The following is a 20,283-nucleotide window of genomic DNA, read 5'->3' as shown; positions in this document are numbered from 1 at the left end:
GGCCATCACTCAGTTAGGTGCGATTTTGATAAAACGGCTGTAGAGACCATTTTTATCAAACGCGGCCACCTCAAACACATAAGTCCCTTCCAACCAAGCTAGATTCAGCTCATTGGTGTAGGCATTCTCGACGCTCACATAGGTGTACTCGGTATCAGTCAGCCGGCGATAGCGCACCTCATAACCACCTAACTCACTGATGTCGAGTGTGGTTCCGTCTTCACGCAAGCTTGGGATATTCCAGCGCAGATACACCGGCCCTGCAACCGCGCTGCCCTCTGAACCCAGTGAACTTGCAGCTGACGAACTTGATGAACTGGTGATCGGTGCTGCCGAACTGGAGGATGAACTGGATACCACCGGCGCGCTGCTGGTTTGCGAGGAAGTTGATGAGGCAACCGACGAAGTGGAGCTGGACGAACTGGACGAGCTGGAAACTGGCTCCGTATTACTCGGTACCGAACCGGCAGGTGCCTCCTCAATTTTAAACCAGTTAATGTTGTAACCCTTGGCAAGCGCGGTCATGCCAAAAATATGGGAGCCAGCCTCCAATGTGACTATACGCTCCACATCCACCCATTTTTGGAAACCTCCGGTTTTGGGCACGGCAACCACATCGTACTGTTTGCTGCCATCCGCCTCATGAAACGCAAAACTGCCGCCGCCGTAGAGGCTGGAAGTGCGATAAGTGACTTTGTAATTACCGGTAACGGGAATATCGATCACCTTATTTTCATAGGACAACCAATCGCCCGCGTCGATAGCGCCAATGTTTGAACCACCACCCACATCGGTCGTGGCCTCCACTTTGATACCAGACATAGCAGCAAAATCTTCCGCCTGGATTGTGACTGGCAGAGCTATGCCTTTGTAGTCCACTTGCATCCAATTGAGATTAAAACCCTTGACGAGGGCAGTGATGCCCAACTTATGAGTGCCCGCTGGCAGGGTAATGGTCTGTTCGATGGTAATCCATTTCTGGAATCCGCCCGTTTTGGGCACGGCCACGGGTGCAAATTGATGGCCCGTATCCAGATTGTAGAGGTAGAAACTTCCGCCCCCATAAAGGCTGGAAACGCGATAGCTCACCTTGTAATTACCGGCGGTAGGCGCATGGATTTCATGGTTGCCATAGGCCAGCCAATCACTGGCATCTATCGCACCGATATTGAAGCCGCCACCTTCATCAGTGGTGGGTTCAACTTTAATACCCCCCATCGCGGTATAAGCTTCTGATTCGATGCGCAGCGAGGTAGTCGGCGCAGTGCCCGTGCTGCTTGCCGTGCTGGATACCGCAGCGCTGCTGGGCTGCGATGAACTCGATACGGCCACACTGCTCGGTTGTGACGAGCTGGATACCGCAACACTGCTGGGCTGGGAGGAACTTGACACTGCCACACTGCTCGGTTGCGATGAGCTGGATACCGCTACGCTGCTGGGCTGGGAGGAGCTCGACACGGCCACACTACTCGGCTGTGACGAGCTGGATACCGCAACACTGCTGGGCTGCGATGAACTGGATACGGCAACACTACTCGGCTGTGACGAACTGGAGGTGGGGGCCGGTGCCTCTTCCGCTATCTTGTCCAATTTAAACCAATTGATATTAAAACCCTTGCTCAAGGCTTTAATACCCAAAGTGTGGCGCCCCGCGGGCAAGGTCACTGTCTGCTCCACGCTAACCCAAGTTTGCCAACTACCGGTTTTGGGAACTGTAACCCTGTCATATTCGGTATCGGTGTCGAGCTCGTACAAATAGAAACTACTGCCGCCCTGCGGGCTGGATAGGCGATAAGTGATTTTGTAAGTGGTAGGTACCGCTATCTCGATAACCGTATTTTCATAAGCAAGCCAATCGCCCGGATCTATCGCACCAATATTCGAGCCACCGCCCGTATCTTTGGTGGCCTCAACCTTGATCCCTTTCATGGCCGAAAAGTTTTCCGCCTGAATCACCAGCGAACTGGTCGTTGAGCTGCTGCTCGTGGTGGTATTCGTCGTCGTGGTCTGGGCCACCGCACCACCGGCGGCACTCATCATCGGCGCCACCAGGCTCATCACCAGGGTCATTTTCCGCAGGTACATCTGCCAATTCAGACCGCGCTTCAATTGTTGGCGCGTGATGTAGCCCATTTCAATCAGGATTTCACCCAAAGAGGTTGCATCCATCATGCGTTTATCGCTGGGGTCTACCGTGGCACGACGGCGTTTTTGCTCCGCGATGGCCAGTTGCAATTGATCCTCTCGCAGTAGTCCCTTCTCTCGCAGGATGTCCCCTAACCGCGTCGCCTTGATGTTGCCAGCCATCTCACACCTCCAAAAACCCTTGTCTATACTTCAGTTCGTCCATCGAGAACTGAAACCTCTGTTCAGTCTAGTAGAGGCTAACCCAGGTTTGTGGAGCGCCTATAGACAAATTGGTGATTTACAGTTTGCTGGTCAGTTCATTACGAATTTTGTACCATGCCGGCCCCGCCAGCCGGCGTCTTCTCTGGAACTATCCCTATGCGCACAGTGGTCTATCCGGGCACTTTTGACCCCATCACCAACGGCCACATCGATTTAGTGGAGCGCGCCTGTCGCCTGTTCGACAAAGTGATAGTCGCCGTCGCAGCGAGCAATCGTAAAAACCCGCTGTTCAGTCTGGACGAGCGTGTAGCACTCGCGCAGCAAACGCTCAGCCACTTAACCAATGTGACCGTCGTGGGGTTTGATATTTTGTTGGTGGAGTTTGTGCGCCAGCAGAATGCGCAGGCGGTATTGCGGGGGTTGCGTGCGGTATCGGATTTTGAATACGAGTTTCAGCTGGCCAATATGAACCGCGCACTGGCGCCAACCATGGAGAGTATCTTTCTCACCCCGGCGGAACACCTTTCTTATATATCTTCGTCAATCGTGCGGGAAATCGCCATTTTGGGCGGTGATGTCAGCAAGTTTGTCGCCGCTCCCGTAGAAGCGGCACTCAAGCAAAAATTTGGTCGCTGATCAATTCTCATCCGCCATTACGGACGAATACCGGCTTAAGGCGATCAATGTTTTTAGGCCCATTTTTGGTGCTGTTGCAGGAAGTACACATGGGCTGTAGGTTGCTAAAATCGTTGTATGCCTCAATCACATCGCTTTTACGCAGCCCTTCCCAATAGCCATTAGCAGCCCTGACACTTATCCAGTCACATTGATCGAGCACGTGGCTCGTCCAATTTTTGCGGTGATCAATACTGTCTGCCGCTTTGCCACATTTCACACAGGCGACTTTTCCTCGGCCGCCCCATTTATTCCAAACATCGTCCGCATTCTGCCATCCCGGACGCGTACCTTTGAATAGATAAGAGGGAGCGGCAGGCTGAATGAAATACTCCCCACTCTCAAACTCCCGCAATACTTTGGCTTTACTGCGCGTATTGCGAGGGTTGCGCAAAGCAGCCTGCCTGGGTTTATCCAACCCGAATTGACTCTTCATCCGCGCCTTGCGCAGGGTTCTCGCTTTTGTATCTGAATGGGGCATAACCTATCTCCTTATGATTGATCGATATCGCTGATTCTACGTCTCTACCCACGGCACACCATTACACCAGATAACGTCAGCCTATTTCTGGCACGCCACGCAATACACCGTGGTGCGATCACTCATGCGCACCTCTTTGAGCGGTTTTTTACAGGTCATACAGGGCTGATTACCGCGCCCGTAGACCAGTAGTTGCTGCTTGAAGTACCCCGGTTTGCCATCACCACCGACAAAATCGCGCAATGTCGTGCCGCCCTGATCAATGGAGCGTTGCAGTACAAATTTAATATCGCGCACCAGTTGCTCACAATCCTTACGCGTCAGTGCGCTCGCTTTGCGAATCGGTTTGATGCCCGCCATAAATAGCGATTCATTGGCGTAGATGTTCCCCACCCCCACCACGATTTTGCTGTCCATGATGAACTGTTTCACCGCCTGGCTGCGCTTGCGGCTGCGCTCGTATAAATAGTCTGCAGTGAATGTATCGGTAAGCGGCTCCGGCCCTAAATCGGCCAATAGCTTGTGAGTTTTGGGGTCGCCCTCCACCCATAACCAGCAACCGAAACGGCGCGGATCGCAATAACGCAGCGCCTGTTTACCGAAGATCAGGTCAACATGATCGTGAAACAGCGGCGGCTCGTCGGCTTGCACAATACGCAGGCTGCCGGACATACCCAAGTGGATCAACGCATGGCCGTGACCGAAATCCAGCAATAGATATTTGCCGCGCCGGTAAGCACCGCGCAGTGAATGGCCGACAACCCGCTCCTGCAAGTCGGTGGGGATAGGCCAGCGCAGGCGCGGCTGGCGCACAATCAATGCCGTGGTTTTACGGCCGACGACGTGGGGCGCAATACCGCGCAGGGTAGTTTCAACTTCGGGCAACTCGGGCATAGGTAATCCTGTGAGCGGTAGACGCCGCTATTATGCCAGCGGCGCTCACTGGGTACCCGCATTCAAACGCATCATCAGGTTTAATTGATTGGCGATCAGCTGGAATTCCTCAAATTGGCGTGCGTTCAAACCACTGCGTTCACCATCGGCATAAGCGATAGCCAGGAGCCGTTTATTGAGCTGCAAGGGCGCCAGAAATAAACCACCAGTAGCTCCCATCACTTGTAACGCCCCCATGTCTTTTAACGCCACCTTGGGTTGATACCAATAAGGTTCCTGCTGGCGCAAAAACTCATGCAGTAATTCACCTTTGTGCAATTGTTCCAAGTTGATTTTGACCTGCTGCCGCCACAGGTGCGTTCCCTTGCCCGCCACGTAACGCACGTCCAGTTGTTTGGTTTTATGATCGACAAACAAAATGGCGACCCGCGCTATAGCCGCGCCCTCATGCAGGGCCGCGAGCGACAATTGAGTCACTTTGGGCAAGCTGTCACCAGCCATCATCGCTTTGTGGATCTGGTTCAAGCGCTGCTGGAACAGGTAGTCAGCCACATCGCTGGAGGGCTGCTCTTTGGCATCTATATCATCGGGGTCAGGTAAGGCGCTGATGAGCATATCCACGCCGTAAATCTTGGCGATTACCGACGCCTCATCTGCCATCAATAGAATCTGCTGCTGGGCGTCTTCCAGTGGCAACTTACAGAGGCTGGCCGTCTGCTGGCAGAGCTTATGCATTTCGGGGCTTTTAATCCCGCGCTGGATATAGGTCGCAATCTGGTTGCCCAGATTCACGGCGCGTGCCGCGGCGCTGGAATGCACATGATTCTCGCAGGCCTCGCTCAGCAAATCGCCCAGGGTCCAGTCTTTGATCAAATGGCGGGAGAGCAGGCTGGTATCCACCCCCAAATACTCCAGGGCAAGGCTGTGCTCCGCCTGCGGTTCGCGGTCGCGCGCCTCGATAAACTCCGCCACCACCGGCAAGCCAGTCGATATAAGCGCCAACTCGCTGATATTGCGCAACAGCGCCGCGATAAATATCTGTTCTTTTTTATCGCCATCCAAAAACGGCACCATCGCCTTGGCTTGCACTGCGGCGTGGAAGGAGCGTGCGAGACTTTGGATCAAGAGCGCTTTGGGTTTGCCCTGCAAAAAGTTCTCGATCAGGGTAGTAGCGAGTGTGATATTACGCAGGTTGTCAAAACCCAAGTGCACTATCGCGCGCGATACCGTCTTAATCGATGCAAATGCCGGATTATAATGCACAGAATTGGCGATTTTTAACACTTTGGAGGTTAAGTCCGCATCGCGCAGGATGATTTTGGTGAGATCCTCTGCGCGACACTTTTCGTTTTCACTCAGCTCGCAAATTTCCCGCACCACCGCATTCAAGGTGGGTAACTCCTGCTCCGCGAGTGTGTCCATCCACTCCTGTAAACCCTGGGGGTTGATCATAGTTGGCACCGGGAACTCGTCACTGAAATAGGTTTTTTTATTCTGTCTTGAGTGTAGTTCAGCGCCGGATTTACGCCGACCTTGGCGCGAATTTCTTTTTTGGGTGTATGCAGCGGCGCAAATTGGCGCCTAAGTAGCGTCGGAAAAGGCTGGGGGAAAGCTGGAGCAGGTACACAGGCAATAAAAAACCCGGCGCTGGTTAACCAGGGCCGGGTTTTTAAAGCAGATCAAGTAATTACTTGATTTTGCCTTCTTTGTAGACCACGTGCTTACGCACTACTGGGTCAAACTTTTTGATTTCCATCTTTTCTGGCATGGTGCGCTTGTTCTTGTCAGTGGTGTAGAAGTGACCAGTACCAGCAGAAGAGTTCAGACGAATTTTTTCGCGCATGACAATAGCTCCTAATTACACTTTGTGGCCGTTGGCACGAACATCAGCCAACACAGCGTCAATGCCACGCTTGTCGATGATACGCATACCTTTTGGAGTCAGGCGCAGAGTTACGAAACGCTTCTCAGCTTCTACCCAAAAACGGTGGGATTGCAGGTTTGGCAAAAAACGACGCTTGGTGTGGTTTTTTGCGTGGGAAACATTGTTGCCGGTAATGGGACGTTTACCAGTAACTTGACATACCTTGGACATTTTAGTGCCTCATTAAATAAATCAGCGCGCTAAGCTGGAAGCGCTGTGCTAGAACCGTAAAACAGACTAACAACCAGCCTAGAGCATTGTTGTAAGCAGCCTATTCTTTCCTAAACGCGGCTTGAAAACGGGGTCGGCGCAGCAAATTTCATAGGGGGAAACTTGCGCGAAAGTGGCGCTCTTTTATACGCCTTCACAACCCTGCCGCAAAGAGCCGCGTTTTATACCAAAACAGCCCTTCAATAGCAATGAAAAGCTGTTTTTTTGACCAAAAAATCTAATCCTCTGCGCTTTACAGTATGCCTCGCTCGGCAAACGACACCACTTCGCTATCGCCCACTACCATGTGATCCAGCACCCGCACATCGATCAGATCGAGCGCCGCCATCAACCGCTGGGTAATGCGCTGGTCCGCTTGACTGGGCTCGGCCACACCACTGGGATGATTATGCGCCAGAATGACCGCGGCAGCGTTGTGCGCCAAGGCGCGACGAACCACTTCGCGCGGGTAGACTGAGGCGCCATCGATAGTGCCGAAAAACAGCTCTTCATAAACAATCAGGCGATTTTGGTTATCCAGAAACAACACCGCAAACACTTCGCGGGGTTGATGGCGCAACTGGGCGCTAAGATAGCGCCGCACCAGTTCAGGGCTATTGAGCATATCGCCGGACTTCATCGAGGCTGACAGGTGCCGCCGCCCCATTTCCAATACGGCCTGCAATTGGGCATATTTTGCGTCACCCAGCCCCAAGCCTTTGCAGAAGTCGCGTTGTGATGCCTCCAGTAGCGGGCGCAGGCCACCATATTGTTGCAATAGTTCCCGCGCCAGATCCACCGCTGATTTCCCCACGCAGCCAACGCGCAGGAAAATGGCGAGCAATTCGGCATCGGACAGGGCTCGCGGGCCGAGGGTGAGTAGTTTTTCGCGTGGACGCTCAGCGGCGGGCCAATGGGCGATGGACATAATCGTCTCCTTTATATAAGCGCCATTAAAAAGCGCGATTCCTTGTAGTAGCAACTGTTGCTCACTGGCGCAGATAGACGCGCCAGCGGATACGAAAACGCTGGCAAGAATGGTATCTTAGCCAGCTTTCGTCAAGCCCTGCGCGGTCAGCGCCGTAAGTGGCCAATTACGTCAATGCAAGCTAAGGTTTGCACTAGCTGCTTGTTTATTCACCCGTGCGTGTAGCGCCAGAGCTTTGTGGGTACCTATGTCATCCCTTACCAATAAACAGATTCTCCTCGGTGTCACCGGCGGTATTGCGGCCTATAAAAGTGCCGATCTGGTGCGCCGCCTGCAAGATGCGGGTGCCAGCGTGCAAGTGGTGATGACGCCGGCGGCGCAGGAATTTATTACGCCGCTGACCCTGCAAGCGCTATCGGGGAACCCGGTACATACCCAATTGCTCGACCCCGAAGCGGAAGCGGGCATGGGCCATATCCAGCTGGCGCGCTGGGCGGATTTAGTATTGATCGCCCCCGCCAGCGCCGATTTTATGGCACGCCTGACCCAAGGCATGGGTAATGATTTGCTCACCAGCATTTGCCTCGCGACCGCCGCCCCTATTGCGCTGGCGCCGGCGATGAACCAGGGGATGTGGCGCAATCAGGCGACACAAGCCAATCTGGATTTGCTAATCGAGCGCAAAATTCATATTTTTGGCCCCGCCGACGGCGGTCAGGCCTGTGGCGATATCGGTCCCGGGCGGATGCTGGAACCTTTACAGTTGGTCGATGCCACCGCCAGCCTGTTTGCGACCGGTAGCCTCGCGGGCAAAACGCTTGTGATTACCGCTGGCCCCACCCGCGAAGCGATTGACCCAGTGCGCTACCTGAGCAATCACAGCTCCGGCAAAATGGGTTATGCCCTCGCCGAGGCTGCTGCAGAAGCGGGCGCCAAGACGATTCTCATTAGCGGCCCGACCCAGCTGAAAACACCGCCGCGGGTGCAGCGCATTGATGTCACCAGCGCGCAGCAAATGTTCGACGCCAGCATGGCCGCTGCCGACAGCTGCGATGTGTTTATCGCCGCTGCCGCCGTGGCCGATTATCGCCCCGCGCAGGTTGCGCCCCAAAAGCTTAAAAAAGGTGCTGATGAAAGCATCACCCTGACCCTGGTCAAAAATCCGGACATAGTCGCCAGCGTTGCCGCTCTGCCCAAGCGCCCTTTTACCGTCGGTTTTGCCGCCGAGAGTGAAAACCTGCTGGACTATGGCCGGGCGAAGCTGGTGCACAAAAAGCTGGATCTGGTGATTGCCAACAATATCAGCGACAGCCGCATTGGCTTTAATAGTGATGAGAATGCCGTAACGGTGATTGATGAACACTCAAACCACGAACTGAGCCAGCGCAGCAAACAGCAGCTGGCACGGGAATTGATTGCACTGATCGCACGCAAAGTGACAGCACCTACACAATAACGACGACTGAATTAGCAAAAGGTAACTACGTGAAACCACGGGATATCACTATAAAAGCAACAGGTACGGCGCCCCTATCACGCAGCGCCCAACGTGCACTGGAGCAAGCCAAACGCAAAGCAGCGGTGCAGCAAAAAATCCTCCTCACCCTGCTGGGAATTGCGCTAGTGGTTAATTTGTTGGCTGCCTATTTCCTGCACCAGCAGCTGGTAGTGGTAAAAAATCACGAAAACCTGCAACGGCTTACCCAGGAAACGGTCAATGAGCGCAAAAGTGCGCTTGAAAACCATTTGCGCGAGCAGGCCAATGCGGTTGAATTGCTGGCCAATAACCCGGCCTGGCTGGCAGCGCTGGATAGCAGCAACCCGGACAATAGCGATGAAACGCGCCAACAATTAACGCAGCGCCTGGCGGCCGACAACCCGGGGATCCTGCATATCCGCCTGACCCCGACGGGAACAGCGGCCCTTGATCGAGAGGCTGAATTCCCGGTGCGCTATCTGGAATTGGACTTGATCCAGCGTGCCGAGCAGCGCAAACCCGCCCTGCCTGAATTGATCGAACTGGATAACCGCTGGATGCTGCAATGGGTAAAACCGCTGGCAGCCAACCCTGAGTCCGCCCCCTTGGGTACGCTCCTCATCACCACTGATGCCAGCCAACTGGTGGAACTGTCAGCCGGTGGGAACCAAAGTGTGGGCGAGACAATATTGTTACAACAGTTCAGCGGCAGCCCGGTGCAGACCATTCGCAAATCCGGCAGCGGCAACGCGGGAGCCAAAGCGAGCGCCAATATCGACCAAAGCCACCTTGTGGTGCAATTTACCCCTTCTGAACAACTTAAAAACACCGCCGAAGAAATGCCAACACTCTGGCTGCTGGTTGTCAGCCTGATCGCCGCCGCCAGTTTGGCGCTCTGCTGGTTCCTCAGCAAAGTGATTACTCGCGCCACATTTAAAGATACAGATAGCCCAACACCTAGCCTGCAAGACACAGTGAAAGCCAGTAAAGATTCTGTGGACGAAGAAAACCTTATCAATCCACTGTTCCAAACCCAGGACATTCTGGATATTGCGGTTATCGATGAAGATGAGGATATCCTCGGGCTGAGCGAAAACTCGGGCAAAAAAGCCAGCAGTGCCAAACGCAGCAGCCTCACCGAGAGTGATGTGCCTCTGGAGATCTTCCGCTCTTATGACATTCGCGGTTTGGTAAACAGCCAAATTACGCCGCAGCTGGCACAGCTAATCGGCCAGGCAGTGGGAAGCGAAGCAATCGATCAGGGTGAACACAGCATTGTGGTCGCACGCGACGGTCGCACTCACAGCGAAGCACTCACCCAGGCGTTGATTAAAGGTATTTTGCGCACCGGCTGTAATGTAATTAATGTGGGCGTGGTCCCGACGCCGCTCATGTACTTCGCCACCTTTCATTTTGACGATACCCACAGCGGTGTGATGGTGACCGCCAGCCACAACCCCAAGGAATACAACGGTTTTAAAGTGGTGATCAACAATCGCGCGCTGGCCGATGACGCGGTAGTGGAATTGCGCTCGCGTATTATCGCGCAGCGCTTCCATCAAGGCTTGGGTGAGGAGACTCCGCGCGCAATTATACCCGACTATATCGAACGCATTTTTTCCGACGTGGCGCTGGCGGGAAATATCAGCATCGTGGTGGACGCCGGCAATGCGGTGCCCGGTTTGGTCGCACCGCAATTATTTGAAGAATTGGGCTGTGATGTCACATCGCTTTTTTGCGATCTGGATGGCGAATTCCCCAATCACAATCCCGATCCAACCATCGAAGAAAACTTGCAAGCACTGATCGCCAAAGTCAAAGAGGTCAAGGCCGATATTGGTGTCGCTTTCGACGGTGATGGCGACCGCTTGGTGGTGGTCACTCCCAAGGGCGATATTATTTGGCCCGACCGTTTATTGATGTTATTTGCCAAAGATATTCTCGCGCGCAACCCCGGCGCCGATGTACTGTTCGACGTAAAATGCTCACGCCAGTTGAACCAGGTAATCAGCAGTTATGGCGGCCGGCCGATCATGTGGAAAACGGGTCACTCACCGATGAAAGCGAAAATGGAAGAGACGCAAGCGCTTATCGGCGGCGAATATTCCGGCCATATTTTTATCAAGGATCGCTGGTACGGCTTCGACGACGGTATCTACGCCATGGCCCGTCTGTTGGAAATTATTACCCTGCGCGATCAAAACATCGATGACATTTTTGCCGGTTTCCCGCAGTTGCATGCAACACCGGAAATCAAGATCAACATCAGTGATCAGGACAAATTTGGCTTGATTAAAAAACTCGCCGAAACCGGCGATTTTGCCAATGGTGCACTCACCACTATCGATGGTTTACGCGTGGATTACACCAAGGGTTGGGGCTTGGTGCGCGCGTCAAATACCTCACCCGCACTCACCCTGCGCTTTGAAGCGGAATCACCCGAAGCACTGGAAAAAATACAACAGATTTTCAAACGCGAATTAATTAAAGTTGATGCCAATCTGCACATCGATTTTTGAATTATTAGCGGTTATCAAACACTTTTCATCAACGACTTTTTATTATTTACAGGATATTTGAGTTATGTCTTTAAACCGCGAATCGGCAATGAATATCGCCAACGTATTAACCGAAGCCCTGCCCTACATCCAACGTTTTACCGGCAAAACGGTGGTGGTGAAATTTGGTGGCAATGCGATGGAAGGCGAAGAGCTGCAAAACAGTTTTGCGCGCGACATAGTATTGATGAAACTGGTGGGTATGAACCCGGTAGTGGTTCACGGCGGCGGGCCACAAATTGGCAGCCTGTTGGAAAAACTCAATATTAAATCGGAATTCATCAATGGTATGCGCGTGACCGACAGCGCGACGATGGATGTAGTCGAAATGGTATTGGGCGGTACAGTCAATAAACAAATCGTCAGCTTGATCAATCGCAATGGCGGCCAGGCGATTGGTTTGACCGGTAAAGATGGCAAATTAATTCGCGCAAAAAAACTCACCGTTACCCATAAAACACCGGAAATGTTAGCGCCGGAAATTTTGGATATAGGTCACGTAGGTGAAGTGGAGCATGTCAATACCTCGGTCATTGATATGCTGATCAACAGCGATTTTATTCCGGTGATTGCACCCATTGGTGTGGGCGAAGACGGTGCTTCCTACAATATCAACGCCGATTTGGTCGCGGGAAAAATCGCAGAATTTTTGCGCGCCGAAAAATTAATGCTACTCACCAACGTGTCTGGCCTGCAAGACAAACAAGGCAATGTATTAACCGGCTTGAGCACTGAACAAGTAGACGGCTTAATTGCCGACGGCACGATCTACGGTGGCATGCTGCCAAAAATCGCCTGCGCACTGGATGCCGTAAAAGGTGGTGTCACCAGCGCCCACATTGTGGATGGTCGCGTCAATCACGCCGTGCTGTTGGAAATTTTCACCGACGCCGGTGTGGGTACACTAATTACCAATAAAGCCAAAGCGTAATGAAATGGCAGGCTGCATTGGCAAAAGCAGGTGCAGCCTGCGATGAATGGAGGCTCTATGATTAAAACCCCAAACACAACAACACCGCGCCGTCAGCAAATATTGGAATGTCTGGCGCGGATGCTGGAAGCCAGCCCCGGCGAGCGCATTACCACGGCGGCACTGGCGAAAGAAGTCGGCGTGTCGGAAGCGGCGCTCTATCGCCACTTTCCCAGCAAATCCAAAATGTTTGAGGGTTTAATTGAATTTATTGAAGAGACGATTTTTTCGCGTATTACGCTAATCTTGGCAGATGAAAAATCCACCCTTAAACGCTGCGAAAAGATTCTTTCCCTGCTACTTAATTTTGCCGAGCGCAATCCGGGCTTAACACGCTTGCTCACCGGCGATGCTCTCACCGGTGAAACCGAGCGACTGCGCACACGCATCGAACAATTTTTTGATCGCATCGAAACCCAACTCAAACAAATTTTGCGCGAAGCAGAATTGCGTGAGGGCGTGCATCCCCAATTGCCCATCGCCGCTGCGGCCAACTTATTAATCGCCTTGGTGGATGGCCGAATCGCCGAATTTGTACGCACCGGTTTTCGACGCCGCCCTACCGAGCACTGGCAAGAACAGTGGCAATTAATCGCCCAGGGATTTTTAGTGTCCAGTGCAGTACAGGCGTAAAAAAACCGGCAATTGCCGGTTTTAATTACTACTAGATGAAGATGCAAAATACTTATTGGGTAATTTCAATAAACCGTTTGCGATCTTCATCAAACTTTTTAGACATCTCACTGTATTCCTGCTCGCGCTGCTGGATTTGCAACTGAATATCCTTTTCTTCCTGGGTGAGATTGTTAATGCTTTTAAGCAGGTCTTCCGGTAGTTGACGGCCGCTGCGCTCAACCGCTGCCGCTTGCGATTGATAATCCTGCAAGCGTTTATTAGCTGAGTGTAAATTGGCTTCCAGAATGCTGATATTGCCGCGCAAACTCTCAAGGTTACGCTGCTTGGCAGCATCTATATCACCGACATTGCTATAGCTGCGGCGCAACTGTATATCCTCGCGCTCGCGCTGTTCGCGCAATTGCTTTTCGTGCAGCGCACGCTTGGCAGCATCGCCCTCGGGAGCGGGCGGCACCACTTCAATCACCTTGCCGCTAATACTGACAACTTCATAACCCTTACTGACAAACTCAGCGGGAATATTACTGTCCATCACGGTGACACCTTCGCTGTTTTTGTAGCGATAGATTACCTTGGCTGATTTGTTAGCCTGTGCCGCAACACCCTGCGCAAACATCACTCCAATAGCAAACACCACCAACAGTTTACGCATCTGGATTCATCACCTCGTTAGCGTTATCGACAACAGAATGGTAGATCACGCCAGATCCACACCGTAGGTTGCACGATAAGTTTTAATTTTTTCCACCATCGCCTCTTGCCCTGCCTGACCTTGCAGATAATCGATGATGTGATTCAAATTGATAATGCTAATGACCGGAATCCCAAAGGTCTGTTCCACTTCCTGAATGGCCGATAACTCACCCTGGCCTTTTTCCTGACGGTTCAAACCAATCAATACGGCCGCTGGTTTGGCACCGGCCCCATTAATAATAGTCATCACCTCGCGCACCGCGGTGCCTGCGGTAATTACATCGTCCACAATCAGAACTTTTCCCTGCAGCGGCGCTCCTACCAAGGTGCCGCCTTCGCCGTGATCTTTGGCTTCTTTGCGGTTATAGCAGTAGGGCAAGTCGCGTCCGTGCTGGTCAGCCAAGGCAATCGCGGTGGTGGCTGCCAGAGGGATGCCTTTATAAGCCGGGCCAAAGACTATATCGAATTCCACGCCAGATGCCGTGATCGCCGCCGCATAGTAACGTCCCAACTCAGCCAGTGCCTGACCGGTTTGAAAGCGGCCGGCATTAAAGAAGTAAGGGCTGGTGCGCCCGGACTTGAGCAAAAACTCACCAAAGCATAGGGCTTGATGTTTGACTGCCAGCTGAATGAAGTCAAATTGGTATTTTTCCATGCAAAGTATCCGACTATGAACTAAGTTTGAGGTGACAAAAATAAATACAACGAGGTCTCAACCATGAGTGAGACCCGCATTTGGATCAACCCGCCGAGCCAAATGTAAGGATGTGAAAAATAGTAACACCTACCACAAAAAACCCAACCGTAGCGGTAACACAATCACACCAAGCTCGGGTATGATACACAGTCCGTAATCAAGGGGCTAACATGAGAGTTATCAGTCTTAGCGTCGATGGCATTTTTCAGGCGGCGCAACGCGGCCTATACACTTGGCTCGCGAATCAGGATGCAGATTTCATCTGTCTACAAGATCTTCGCGCGCTTGAGCGTGAACTGGAAAAACCCGAGTTCCAACTCAAGGGCTACCACGCCTATTTTTTCGATTCAGGTACCAAACACTACAACGGTGTCGCTATTTATTCGCGTATGCAACCCAAAGCACTAATTTACGGGTTAGGTTTTGCGTCGGGCGTGGATATGGAAGGCCGCTATTTACAAGTCGATTTTGAGCAGTTGAGCATTGGCTCACTGCTCGCGCCAAGCGCCAGCTCGGAATTGGAATCGCAAGAAGTCAAAATCAAATTTTTTGACGACTTCCAGGCCCATCTGGACAAAATTACCCGCAAACGCCGTGAATATATTTTCTGCGGCAACTGGCAAATGGCCCACACGCCCAAAGATGTGAGTAACAGCGCGGAAAACCAACACAACTCCGGGTTTTTACCCCACGAGCGTCAATGGTTGAGCCAACTGTTTAACCAAATTGGTTACGTCGATGCCTTCCGCAAGGTCAACAAAGACAGCGATGAATACAGCTGGTGGCCGAATGGTTTAAAAGATGATGGCGACGGTTGGCGCACCGATTTTCAAGTGGTGTCCAACAGTCTCGGCGGCAAAGTGGAGTATGCGGCAATTTATAAAACCCAGCAGTTCTCCAGCCATATGCCGGTAATTATCGATTACGACATAGAGCTGTAAATCGCACCCAATTAAATACCGTAAAATGTAAAAAAGCCCGCTGCGGTAATCCGAAGCGGGCTTTTTTATTATCTGCCATTTGGCAAAAATGGTTTAAACCGCAAGTGCGTCGTACACCACAACTTTGCTCCACAGGTGTTTATGCTCATCGATAAACTTTTGATGCAGTGGATGAACCTGATAAATATCCTGCCCCGCCACATCATCAAAACCGAGCAATTCGGAAACATGGTAGGAGTTATCCACCACGTCACGCTTTTCCGTAGAGGCAGGCACACCCACGTGGATGCTGCGCACGGTTTCAATCGCCGCAAGTGATTTCACCCCAGCTATTAATTTTTCCAGATCTTCTTTTGAATCCGGATTTTTCAACCAGAAAAAAACATGGTGCAACAATTTCGGCATAGCATTGGCTCCGGCTACAGGTTTGGCGAGTGCATCGCCCGCCACCAACGCGGCACCGGCGATAGCACTGGTGGTAAGAAAATCACGGCGTGTAGTTGTCATAGTCGCTCCTTTTTATCGATTCATTGTCATTAACGAATGTGTTTTGATAGAGCAGTAAAGTTGCCGCGAATCCCCCTTTGACGCAAAGTTATTTACGCAAGATTACCCAATCAGCACCACAACACAGCTTACCAAACCCGCACAGGTGCGAGCGGCTGTGTTTATTCACTGATAAAAGTTTGCAATACCCGATTTAAAAAGCGACGCCCTAAAGCGGTTGGGCGCGCGCAGCCTTGTGCAATTTCTACCAAACCTTGTTGCGTTAATGTGTGCCACTGGGGCTCAAGTTGTTGCCAATCAAGGCCGGTGCGCTCAGTGAAATAATTTACTGGCACTCCCCCGTGCAAGCGCAGTGCATTCATCATAAATTCCAGCGGTAGCGCTGCAGGCAGCAACAAATCGCTGCCGCCGCCAAATGTATTTTGATGACCGCCAAGATTGGTGGAGATTTTTTGGGAAGTGACCGCATCCAAATAATGTTTGGGTAAGCGGGTTTTCCATAAGCGCAGAATTTTATCTTCGGCAGGTAAAGTAATTTTGCCGTGAGCGCCCGCCCCTATTCCTAGATAATCGCCAAACTCCCAGTAATTGAGATTGTGGCGTGCGTATTTTTTAGCGCGCGCATAAGCAGAAATTTCATATTGCGCGTAGCCAGCCGCAGCTAATAATTCCACCCCTGCATCCTGAATATCGGCGAGGATTTCCTCTTCCGGCAATACCGGCGGTGCGGAATAAAAGGCGGTGTTTTGTTCGATGGTGAGTTGATACCAGGAGAGATGCTCCGGCGCCAAGTCAATCGCCTGTTGCAAATCCGCCTTGGCAGCAGCAACGGATTGTTCCGGTAAACCGTGCATTAAATCCAGATTGATATTGTCGAACCCGGCAGTGCGTGCAACACCTACAGCGCGCAGTGCTTCTTCACGACCATGTACACGGCCGAGCAATTTTAATTGTTGATCATTAAAACTTTGAATGCCGATGGATAAACGATTCACCCCTGCCGCGCGAAAACCGGAAAATTTTTCCTGCTCAAACGTACCGGGGTTTGCTTCGAGGGTAATTTCTATATCAGGTTCAAAACCGATAATTGTTTCTGCATCTTTTAATATCTGCCCAATCGCCTGCGCCGACAACATACTGGGTGTACCGCCGCCAAAAAAAATGCTGGTGAGTTTGCGACCTTGCGCGAGCACTTGATCCTGTTGTAAATCCAAACGCAGTGCATTTACATATTCTGCTTCAGGAATATCATTGTTGGCTTGATGTGAATTAAAATCGCAATAAGGGCATTTGCGAATGCACCAGGGCACGTGGACATAGAGCGCTAGTGGTGGTAATTGTAGTGATAGCGACGGCAGTATCAGTGACATTATTGGCTCTTCAGTGCAGATAATTTTTGTAACATTTCCTGCATGGCTTTACCGCGATGACTGATGCGATTTTTTTCGGCTTTATCCAATTCAGCCGATGCACAATTGTGGCTGGGCACAAAAAATAACGGATCATAACCAAAACCACCGTCGCCGCGCGGTTCAGTAAGAATCACGCCCTCCCACACGCCGTGACATAAAATCGGCGTTGGATCTTCTGCATGGCGCATAAACGCCAGCACCGCATGGTAGCGCGCCGTGCGTTTTTCTGTAGCAACGCCATTTAATTCCTGCAAAAGTTTTGCATTGTTGTCTGCGTCTTTTGCAGCTTCACCCGCATAGCGCGCGGAATAAATGCCGGGGCGACCATTAAGCGCATCAACTTCAATACCCGAGTCATCAGCAATGGCTGGCAAGCCGGTTTTGGCGCAGGCATAACGCGCTTTGATAATCGCATTTTCAACAAAAGTTAAACCGGTTTCTTCCGCGTTTTCACTAAAAAAATCAGATTGCGGTACCACCTCAAAACCGCAGCCATTGAGTAACTGCTGGAACTCACGCAATTTACCTGCATTGCCACTGGCCAATACTATTTTTTGCATTGCATTTTTTCCTGAGAATCATCATTAGAAACAAAAGGCGCCCGCAGGCGCCTTTGTCATTCAATAGGTGCTGTTATTTATCCGCATAAAGTGTGCGATTAAAAGTAATCTTAAGCGGCCGCGCCGCGCCATCCACATTTAATTCGATATCAAAATGCAATAACTCTTCATTGTTAAAAACAAAGGGGGCTAAATAATAGGTGGCGTCACCTTCGCTCACTTCAATAAATTTTAGCGTTTGTTTTTGCTGCATTAAATTGCGACGCACACCACTGACCTGTGCTGGCAAACCCAAACTCGTTGCACCATTTTCAGTTTTGGTCACACTGATATTGACCAGCGCCCGATCCTTACCGCGCACCAACTTATAGGCTTCCGCTACGTTTGCCGGAATATCAGTGCTGTTAAATACGTTGTAATGCACGGTGTAAACACCAAACTGCTGCTGGGTAGCGATTTCTTTGGGTTGATCAATTTGGGCCTGAGCTGTTAGGGCAATCAGGCTTAACAAAAAACCCTGTAGTAACTTTTTCATAACAACACTCCTGTAATGAATGAATCACGACGGTACAGGTAAAAATGCAAAGTAGTATTTGCCTGAAGCCATTATTTACTTAAATGATAAATCGCCGTCTCACCGAACAGATTGGGCATAAAATCTTTGAGCGTCTGACCGGACTGTTCGTTCACCACCTGGCGATGGATCACTTTGATATTACGCTCGCGGCACAGCACTTCAAAGTCTTTAAACGTACAGAAGTGAATGTTGGGTGTGTCGTACCACTCGTAGGGCAGCAAGTCTGATACCGGCATACGGCCGCGCGTCGCTAAATAGAAGCGCGCTTTCCAGTGGCCAAAATTGGGGAAGGTGACAATACATTCTTTGCCCACGCGCAACATTTCATCCAATACCAAATGGGGGAAATGCAGGGTTTGCAGCGCTTGGGTCATGAGCACTGTATCAAAACTTTTATCGGCGAAATTGCCGAGGCCGCGATCCAGGTTTTGCTCGATTACATTCAAGCCTTTATCGATACAGGTATTGATTTGCTCTGCATCAATTTCCAAACCATAACCTTGCACTTGTTTGGTATCGATTAAAAATTTTAGCAGCGTGCCATCGCCGCAACCCAAGTCGAGAATGCGGCTGCCTTGGGTGATCCAGTGTTGGATTTCATTGAGATCAATACGCATCAGATTTCCACTCCGGCAAGGTAGCGACTAAACACTTGCTTGTAGCGTTCGTCCGGCAATAAAAAGGCATCGTGGCCGTGTTTGGATTCAATTTCCGCGTAGGTCACTGCACGATTAGCGCCCACCAATGCGTTGACAATTTCGTGCGAACGTTCGGGTGCAAAACGCCAGTCAGTACTGAAGGAAATCACCAAATAGTTTGCCTGGGTTTGTTTAAAGGCGAGCACCGGGTCGTCGTTGTATTCGCGCGCCAAGTCAAAATAATCCAGCGCTTTGGTAATGCGGATATACGAATTGGCATCGAAGGCATTGGCAAAACTATCGCCCTGATAACGCAGGTAACTTTCGATTTGAAATTCCACCGGCTCCGCGATGCCCAGTTCAAAACTGCCGCTGCGCAAATCGCGGCCGAATTTTTCACCCATCGCATAATCCGACAAGTAAGTGATGTGGCCAATCATGCGCGCGACTGCCAAACCGTTTTTGGGAATGGTGTTGTGCGCGAGGTAATCGCCGTCAAAAAAGTTGGGGTCGCTAACAATCGCTTTGCGCGCCGCTTCGTTGAACGCGATGTTTTGCGCCGAGAGTTTCATTGCCGAGGCGATCACCACTGCATGGCGAATCCGCTGCGGGAAATCCAGCGCCCAGCGCATCACTTGCATACCGCCGAGGCTGCCACCAATCACGGCGGCCCAGACATCAATACCCAATACATCGGCCAAACGCGCCTGACTGGCGACCCAATCGCGCACGCGGATCATCGGGAAATCTGCGCCCCAGGCTTTGCCTGTTGCGGGGTTGATGGAGCGCGGCCCGGTGGAGCCATGACAGCCGCCGAGATTATTGAGCGCAACGACAAAAAATTTGTTGGTATCAATCGGTTTGCCAGGGCCGATATAGGCATCCCACCAGCCGGGGCGTTTGTCGTCCATGCTGTGATAACCTGCAGCGTGATGATGGCCGGAAAGCGCGTGGCAAATCAGTATCGCATTGGATTTTGCCGCATTTAACTGGCCGTAGGTTTCGTAGACCAATTCATACTCATCGAGCGTGCGCCCGCAGGCCAGCAACAGCGGCGCCGTGAAGTGATGAGTCCGGGGAGTAACAAGACCCACCGAATTGGCGGGTAGTTCGTTTGGCATGGTGATCTCTTACCGCAAGCAGTGGGCGCGCCAGT

Annotated in this window: 21 protein-coding genes; 6 read left to right on the top strand and 15 right to left on the bottom strand. The window is 51.6% G+C overall.

What is annotated here, in order from left to right:
• Window positions 1–9: 9 nt before the first annotated feature.
• Window positions 10–2,307 (bottom strand): carbohydrate-binding protein, encoded by a 2,298-nt coding sequence (locus tag O59_RS20860; protein ID WP_050976933.1) that lies wholly within the window; start codon window positions 2,305–2,307, stop codon window positions 10–12.
• Between the two features lie 198 nt (window positions 2,308–2,505).
• Here O59_RS20860 and coaD point away from each other — a divergent pair, with 198 nt between their 5' ends.
• Window positions 2,506–2,985 (top strand): pantetheine-phosphate adenylyltransferase, encoded by a 480-nt coding sequence (gene coaD / locus O59_RS02900; RefSeq protein ID WP_007639327.1) that lies wholly within the window; start codon window positions 2,506–2,508, stop codon window positions 2,983–2,985.
• A gap of 7 nt (window positions 2,986–2,992) precedes the next feature.
• Here coaD and O59_RS02895 read toward each other — a convergent pair whose 3' ends face one another.
• The 6 genes from O59_RS02895 to radC form a co-directional block, all read right to left on the bottom strand.
• Window positions 2,993–3,505, bottom strand: a complete 513-nt coding sequence (locus tag O59_RS02895) for a hypothetical protein (protein WP_007639325.1) — start codon at window positions 3,503–3,505, stop codon at window positions 2,993–2,995.
• An 81-nt stretch (window positions 3,506–3,586) separates the two neighbouring features.
• Window positions 3,587–4,399, bottom strand: coding sequence for a bifunctional DNA-formamidopyrimidine glycosylase/DNA-(apurinic or apyrimidinic site) lyase (gene mutM, locus O59_RS02890; RefSeq protein ID WP_007639324.1), 813 nt, complete (start codon window positions 4,397–4,399; stop codon window positions 3,587–3,589).
• 45 nt (window positions 4,400–4,444) lie between these two features.
• On the bottom strand, window positions 4,445–5,851 hold the full coding sequence (locus O59_RS20855) for an HDOD domain-containing protein (RefSeq protein WP_007639323.1): 1,407 nt from the start codon (window positions 5,849–5,851) through the stop codon (window positions 4,445–4,447).
• A gap of 235 nt (window positions 5,852–6,086) precedes the next feature.
• Entirely contained in the window at window positions 6,087–6,242 is a 156-nt protein-coding gene (gene rpmG / locus O59_RS02880; RefSeq protein ID WP_007639321.1) for a 50S ribosomal protein L33, read from the bottom strand.
• A gap of 15 nt (window positions 6,243–6,257) precedes the next feature.
• Complete coding sequence (gene rpmB, locus O59_RS02875; protein ID WP_007639320.1) at window positions 6,258–6,494, bottom strand: 50S ribosomal protein L28; 237 nt, start codon at window positions 6,492–6,494, stop codon at window positions 6,258–6,260.
• A 292-nt stretch (window positions 6,495–6,786) separates the two neighbouring features.
• Complete coding sequence (gene radC, locus O59_RS02870) at window positions 6,787–7,461, bottom strand: DNA repair protein RadC (protein ID WP_007639319.1); 675 nt, start codon at window positions 7,459–7,461, stop codon at window positions 6,787–6,789.
• Between the two features lie 247 nt (window positions 7,462–7,708).
• On the opposite strand from radC, the gene coaBC reads away from it, so the two are divergent.
• From coaBC to slmA, 4 genes are all read left to right on the top strand, one after another.
• Window positions 7,709–8,917, top strand: coding sequence for a bifunctional phosphopantothenoylcysteine decarboxylase/phosphopantothenate--cysteine ligase CoaBC (coaBC, locus tag O59_RS02865; RefSeq protein WP_007639318.1), 1,209 nt, complete (start codon window positions 7,709–7,711; stop codon window positions 8,915–8,917).
• Between the two features lie 29 nt (window positions 8,918–8,946).
• Entirely contained in the window at window positions 8,947–11,457 is a 2,511-nt protein-coding gene (locus tag O59_RS02860; RefSeq protein ID WP_007639316.1) for a phosphomannomutase/phosphoglucomutase, read from the top strand.
• Between the two features lie 64 nt (window positions 11,458–11,521).
• Window positions 11,522–12,427, top strand: a complete 906-nt coding sequence (gene argB, locus O59_RS02855) for an acetylglutamate kinase (RefSeq protein ID WP_007639314.1) — start codon at window positions 11,522–11,524, stop codon at window positions 12,425–12,427.
• 57 nt (window positions 12,428–12,484) lie between these two features.
• Window positions 12,485–13,099 (top strand): nucleoid occlusion factor SlmA, encoded by a 615-nt coding sequence (gene slmA, locus O59_RS02850; protein WP_007639312.1) that lies wholly within the window; start codon window positions 12,485–12,487, stop codon window positions 13,097–13,099.
• 52 nt (window positions 13,100–13,151) lie between these two features.
• Here the strand turns inward: slmA and O59_RS02845 are convergent, their stop codons facing one another.
• Both O59_RS02845 and pyrE read right to left on the bottom strand, forming a co-directional pair.
• A complete protein-coding gene (locus O59_RS02845; RefSeq protein ID WP_007639308.1) occupies window positions 13,152–13,754 on the bottom strand; it encodes a hypothetical protein in 603 nt (200 codons plus the stop codon).
• Between the two features lie 45 nt (window positions 13,755–13,799).
• The gene (pyrE, locus tag O59_RS02840) at window positions 13,800–14,450 is read right to left on the bottom strand and encodes an orotate phosphoribosyltransferase (RefSeq protein ID WP_007639306.1); all 651 of its coding nucleotides are present in this window, start codon (window positions 14,448–14,450) and stop codon (window positions 13,800–13,802) included.
• Between the two features lie 212 nt (window positions 14,451–14,662).
• Here pyrE and O59_RS02835 point away from each other — a divergent pair, with 212 nt between their 5' ends.
• Entirely contained in the window at window positions 14,663–15,433 is a 771-nt protein-coding gene (locus tag O59_RS02835) for an exodeoxyribonuclease III (RefSeq protein ID WP_007639305.1), read from the top strand.
• A gap of 93 nt (window positions 15,434–15,526) precedes the next feature.
• Here the strand turns inward: O59_RS02835 and O59_RS02830 are convergent, their stop codons facing one another.
• The 6 genes from O59_RS02830 to O59_RS02805 all read right to left on the bottom strand — a co-directional run bounded on the left by O59_RS02830 (window position 15,527) and on the right by O59_RS02805 (window position 20,248).
• On the bottom strand, window positions 15,527–15,940 hold the full coding sequence (locus O59_RS02830) for a Dabb family protein (RefSeq protein WP_007639303.1): 414 nt from the start codon (window positions 15,938–15,940) through the stop codon (window positions 15,527–15,529).
• A 161-nt stretch (window positions 15,941–16,101) separates the two neighbouring features.
• Window positions 16,102–17,310 (bottom strand): radical SAM family heme chaperone HemW, encoded by a 1,209-nt coding sequence (hemW, locus tag O59_RS02825; protein WP_007639302.1) that lies wholly within the window; start codon window positions 17,308–17,310, stop codon window positions 16,102–16,104.
• Window positions 17,310–17,912, bottom strand: coding sequence for an XTP/dITP diphosphatase (locus O59_RS02820; protein ID WP_007639301.1), 603 nt, complete (start codon window positions 17,910–17,912; stop codon window positions 17,310–17,312). The genes hemW and O59_RS02820 overlap by 1 nt, the downstream gene beginning before the upstream one ends.
• Window positions 17,913–17,985: 73 nt before the next feature.
• Complete coding sequence (locus O59_RS02815) at window positions 17,986–18,447, bottom strand: DUF4426 domain-containing protein (RefSeq protein WP_007639299.1); 462 nt, start codon at window positions 18,445–18,447, stop codon at window positions 17,986–17,988.
• A gap of 71 nt (window positions 18,448–18,518) precedes the next feature.
• A complete protein-coding gene (gene metW / locus O59_RS02810) occupies window positions 18,519–19,106 on the bottom strand; it encodes a methionine biosynthesis protein MetW (protein WP_007639297.1) in 588 nt (195 codons plus the stop codon).
• Window positions 19,106–20,248: a homoserine O-acetyltransferase gene (locus O59_RS02805; RefSeq protein ID WP_007639294.1), complete on the bottom strand. Its 1,143-nt coding sequence runs from the start codon at window positions 20,246–20,248 to the stop codon at window positions 19,106–19,108. The genes metW and O59_RS02805 overlap by 1 nt, the downstream gene beginning before the upstream one ends.
• Between the last annotated feature and the right edge of the window lie 35 nt (window positions 20,249–20,283).

The sequence above is a fragment of the Cellvibrio sp. BR genome, from assembly GCF_000263355.1.
GTDB lineage: Bacteria > Pseudomonadota > Gammaproteobacteria > Pseudomonadales > Cellvibrionaceae > Cellvibrio.
Note: the sequence above shows the minus strand (reverse complement) of the source record. Positions and strands in the feature narration are given on the sequence as shown.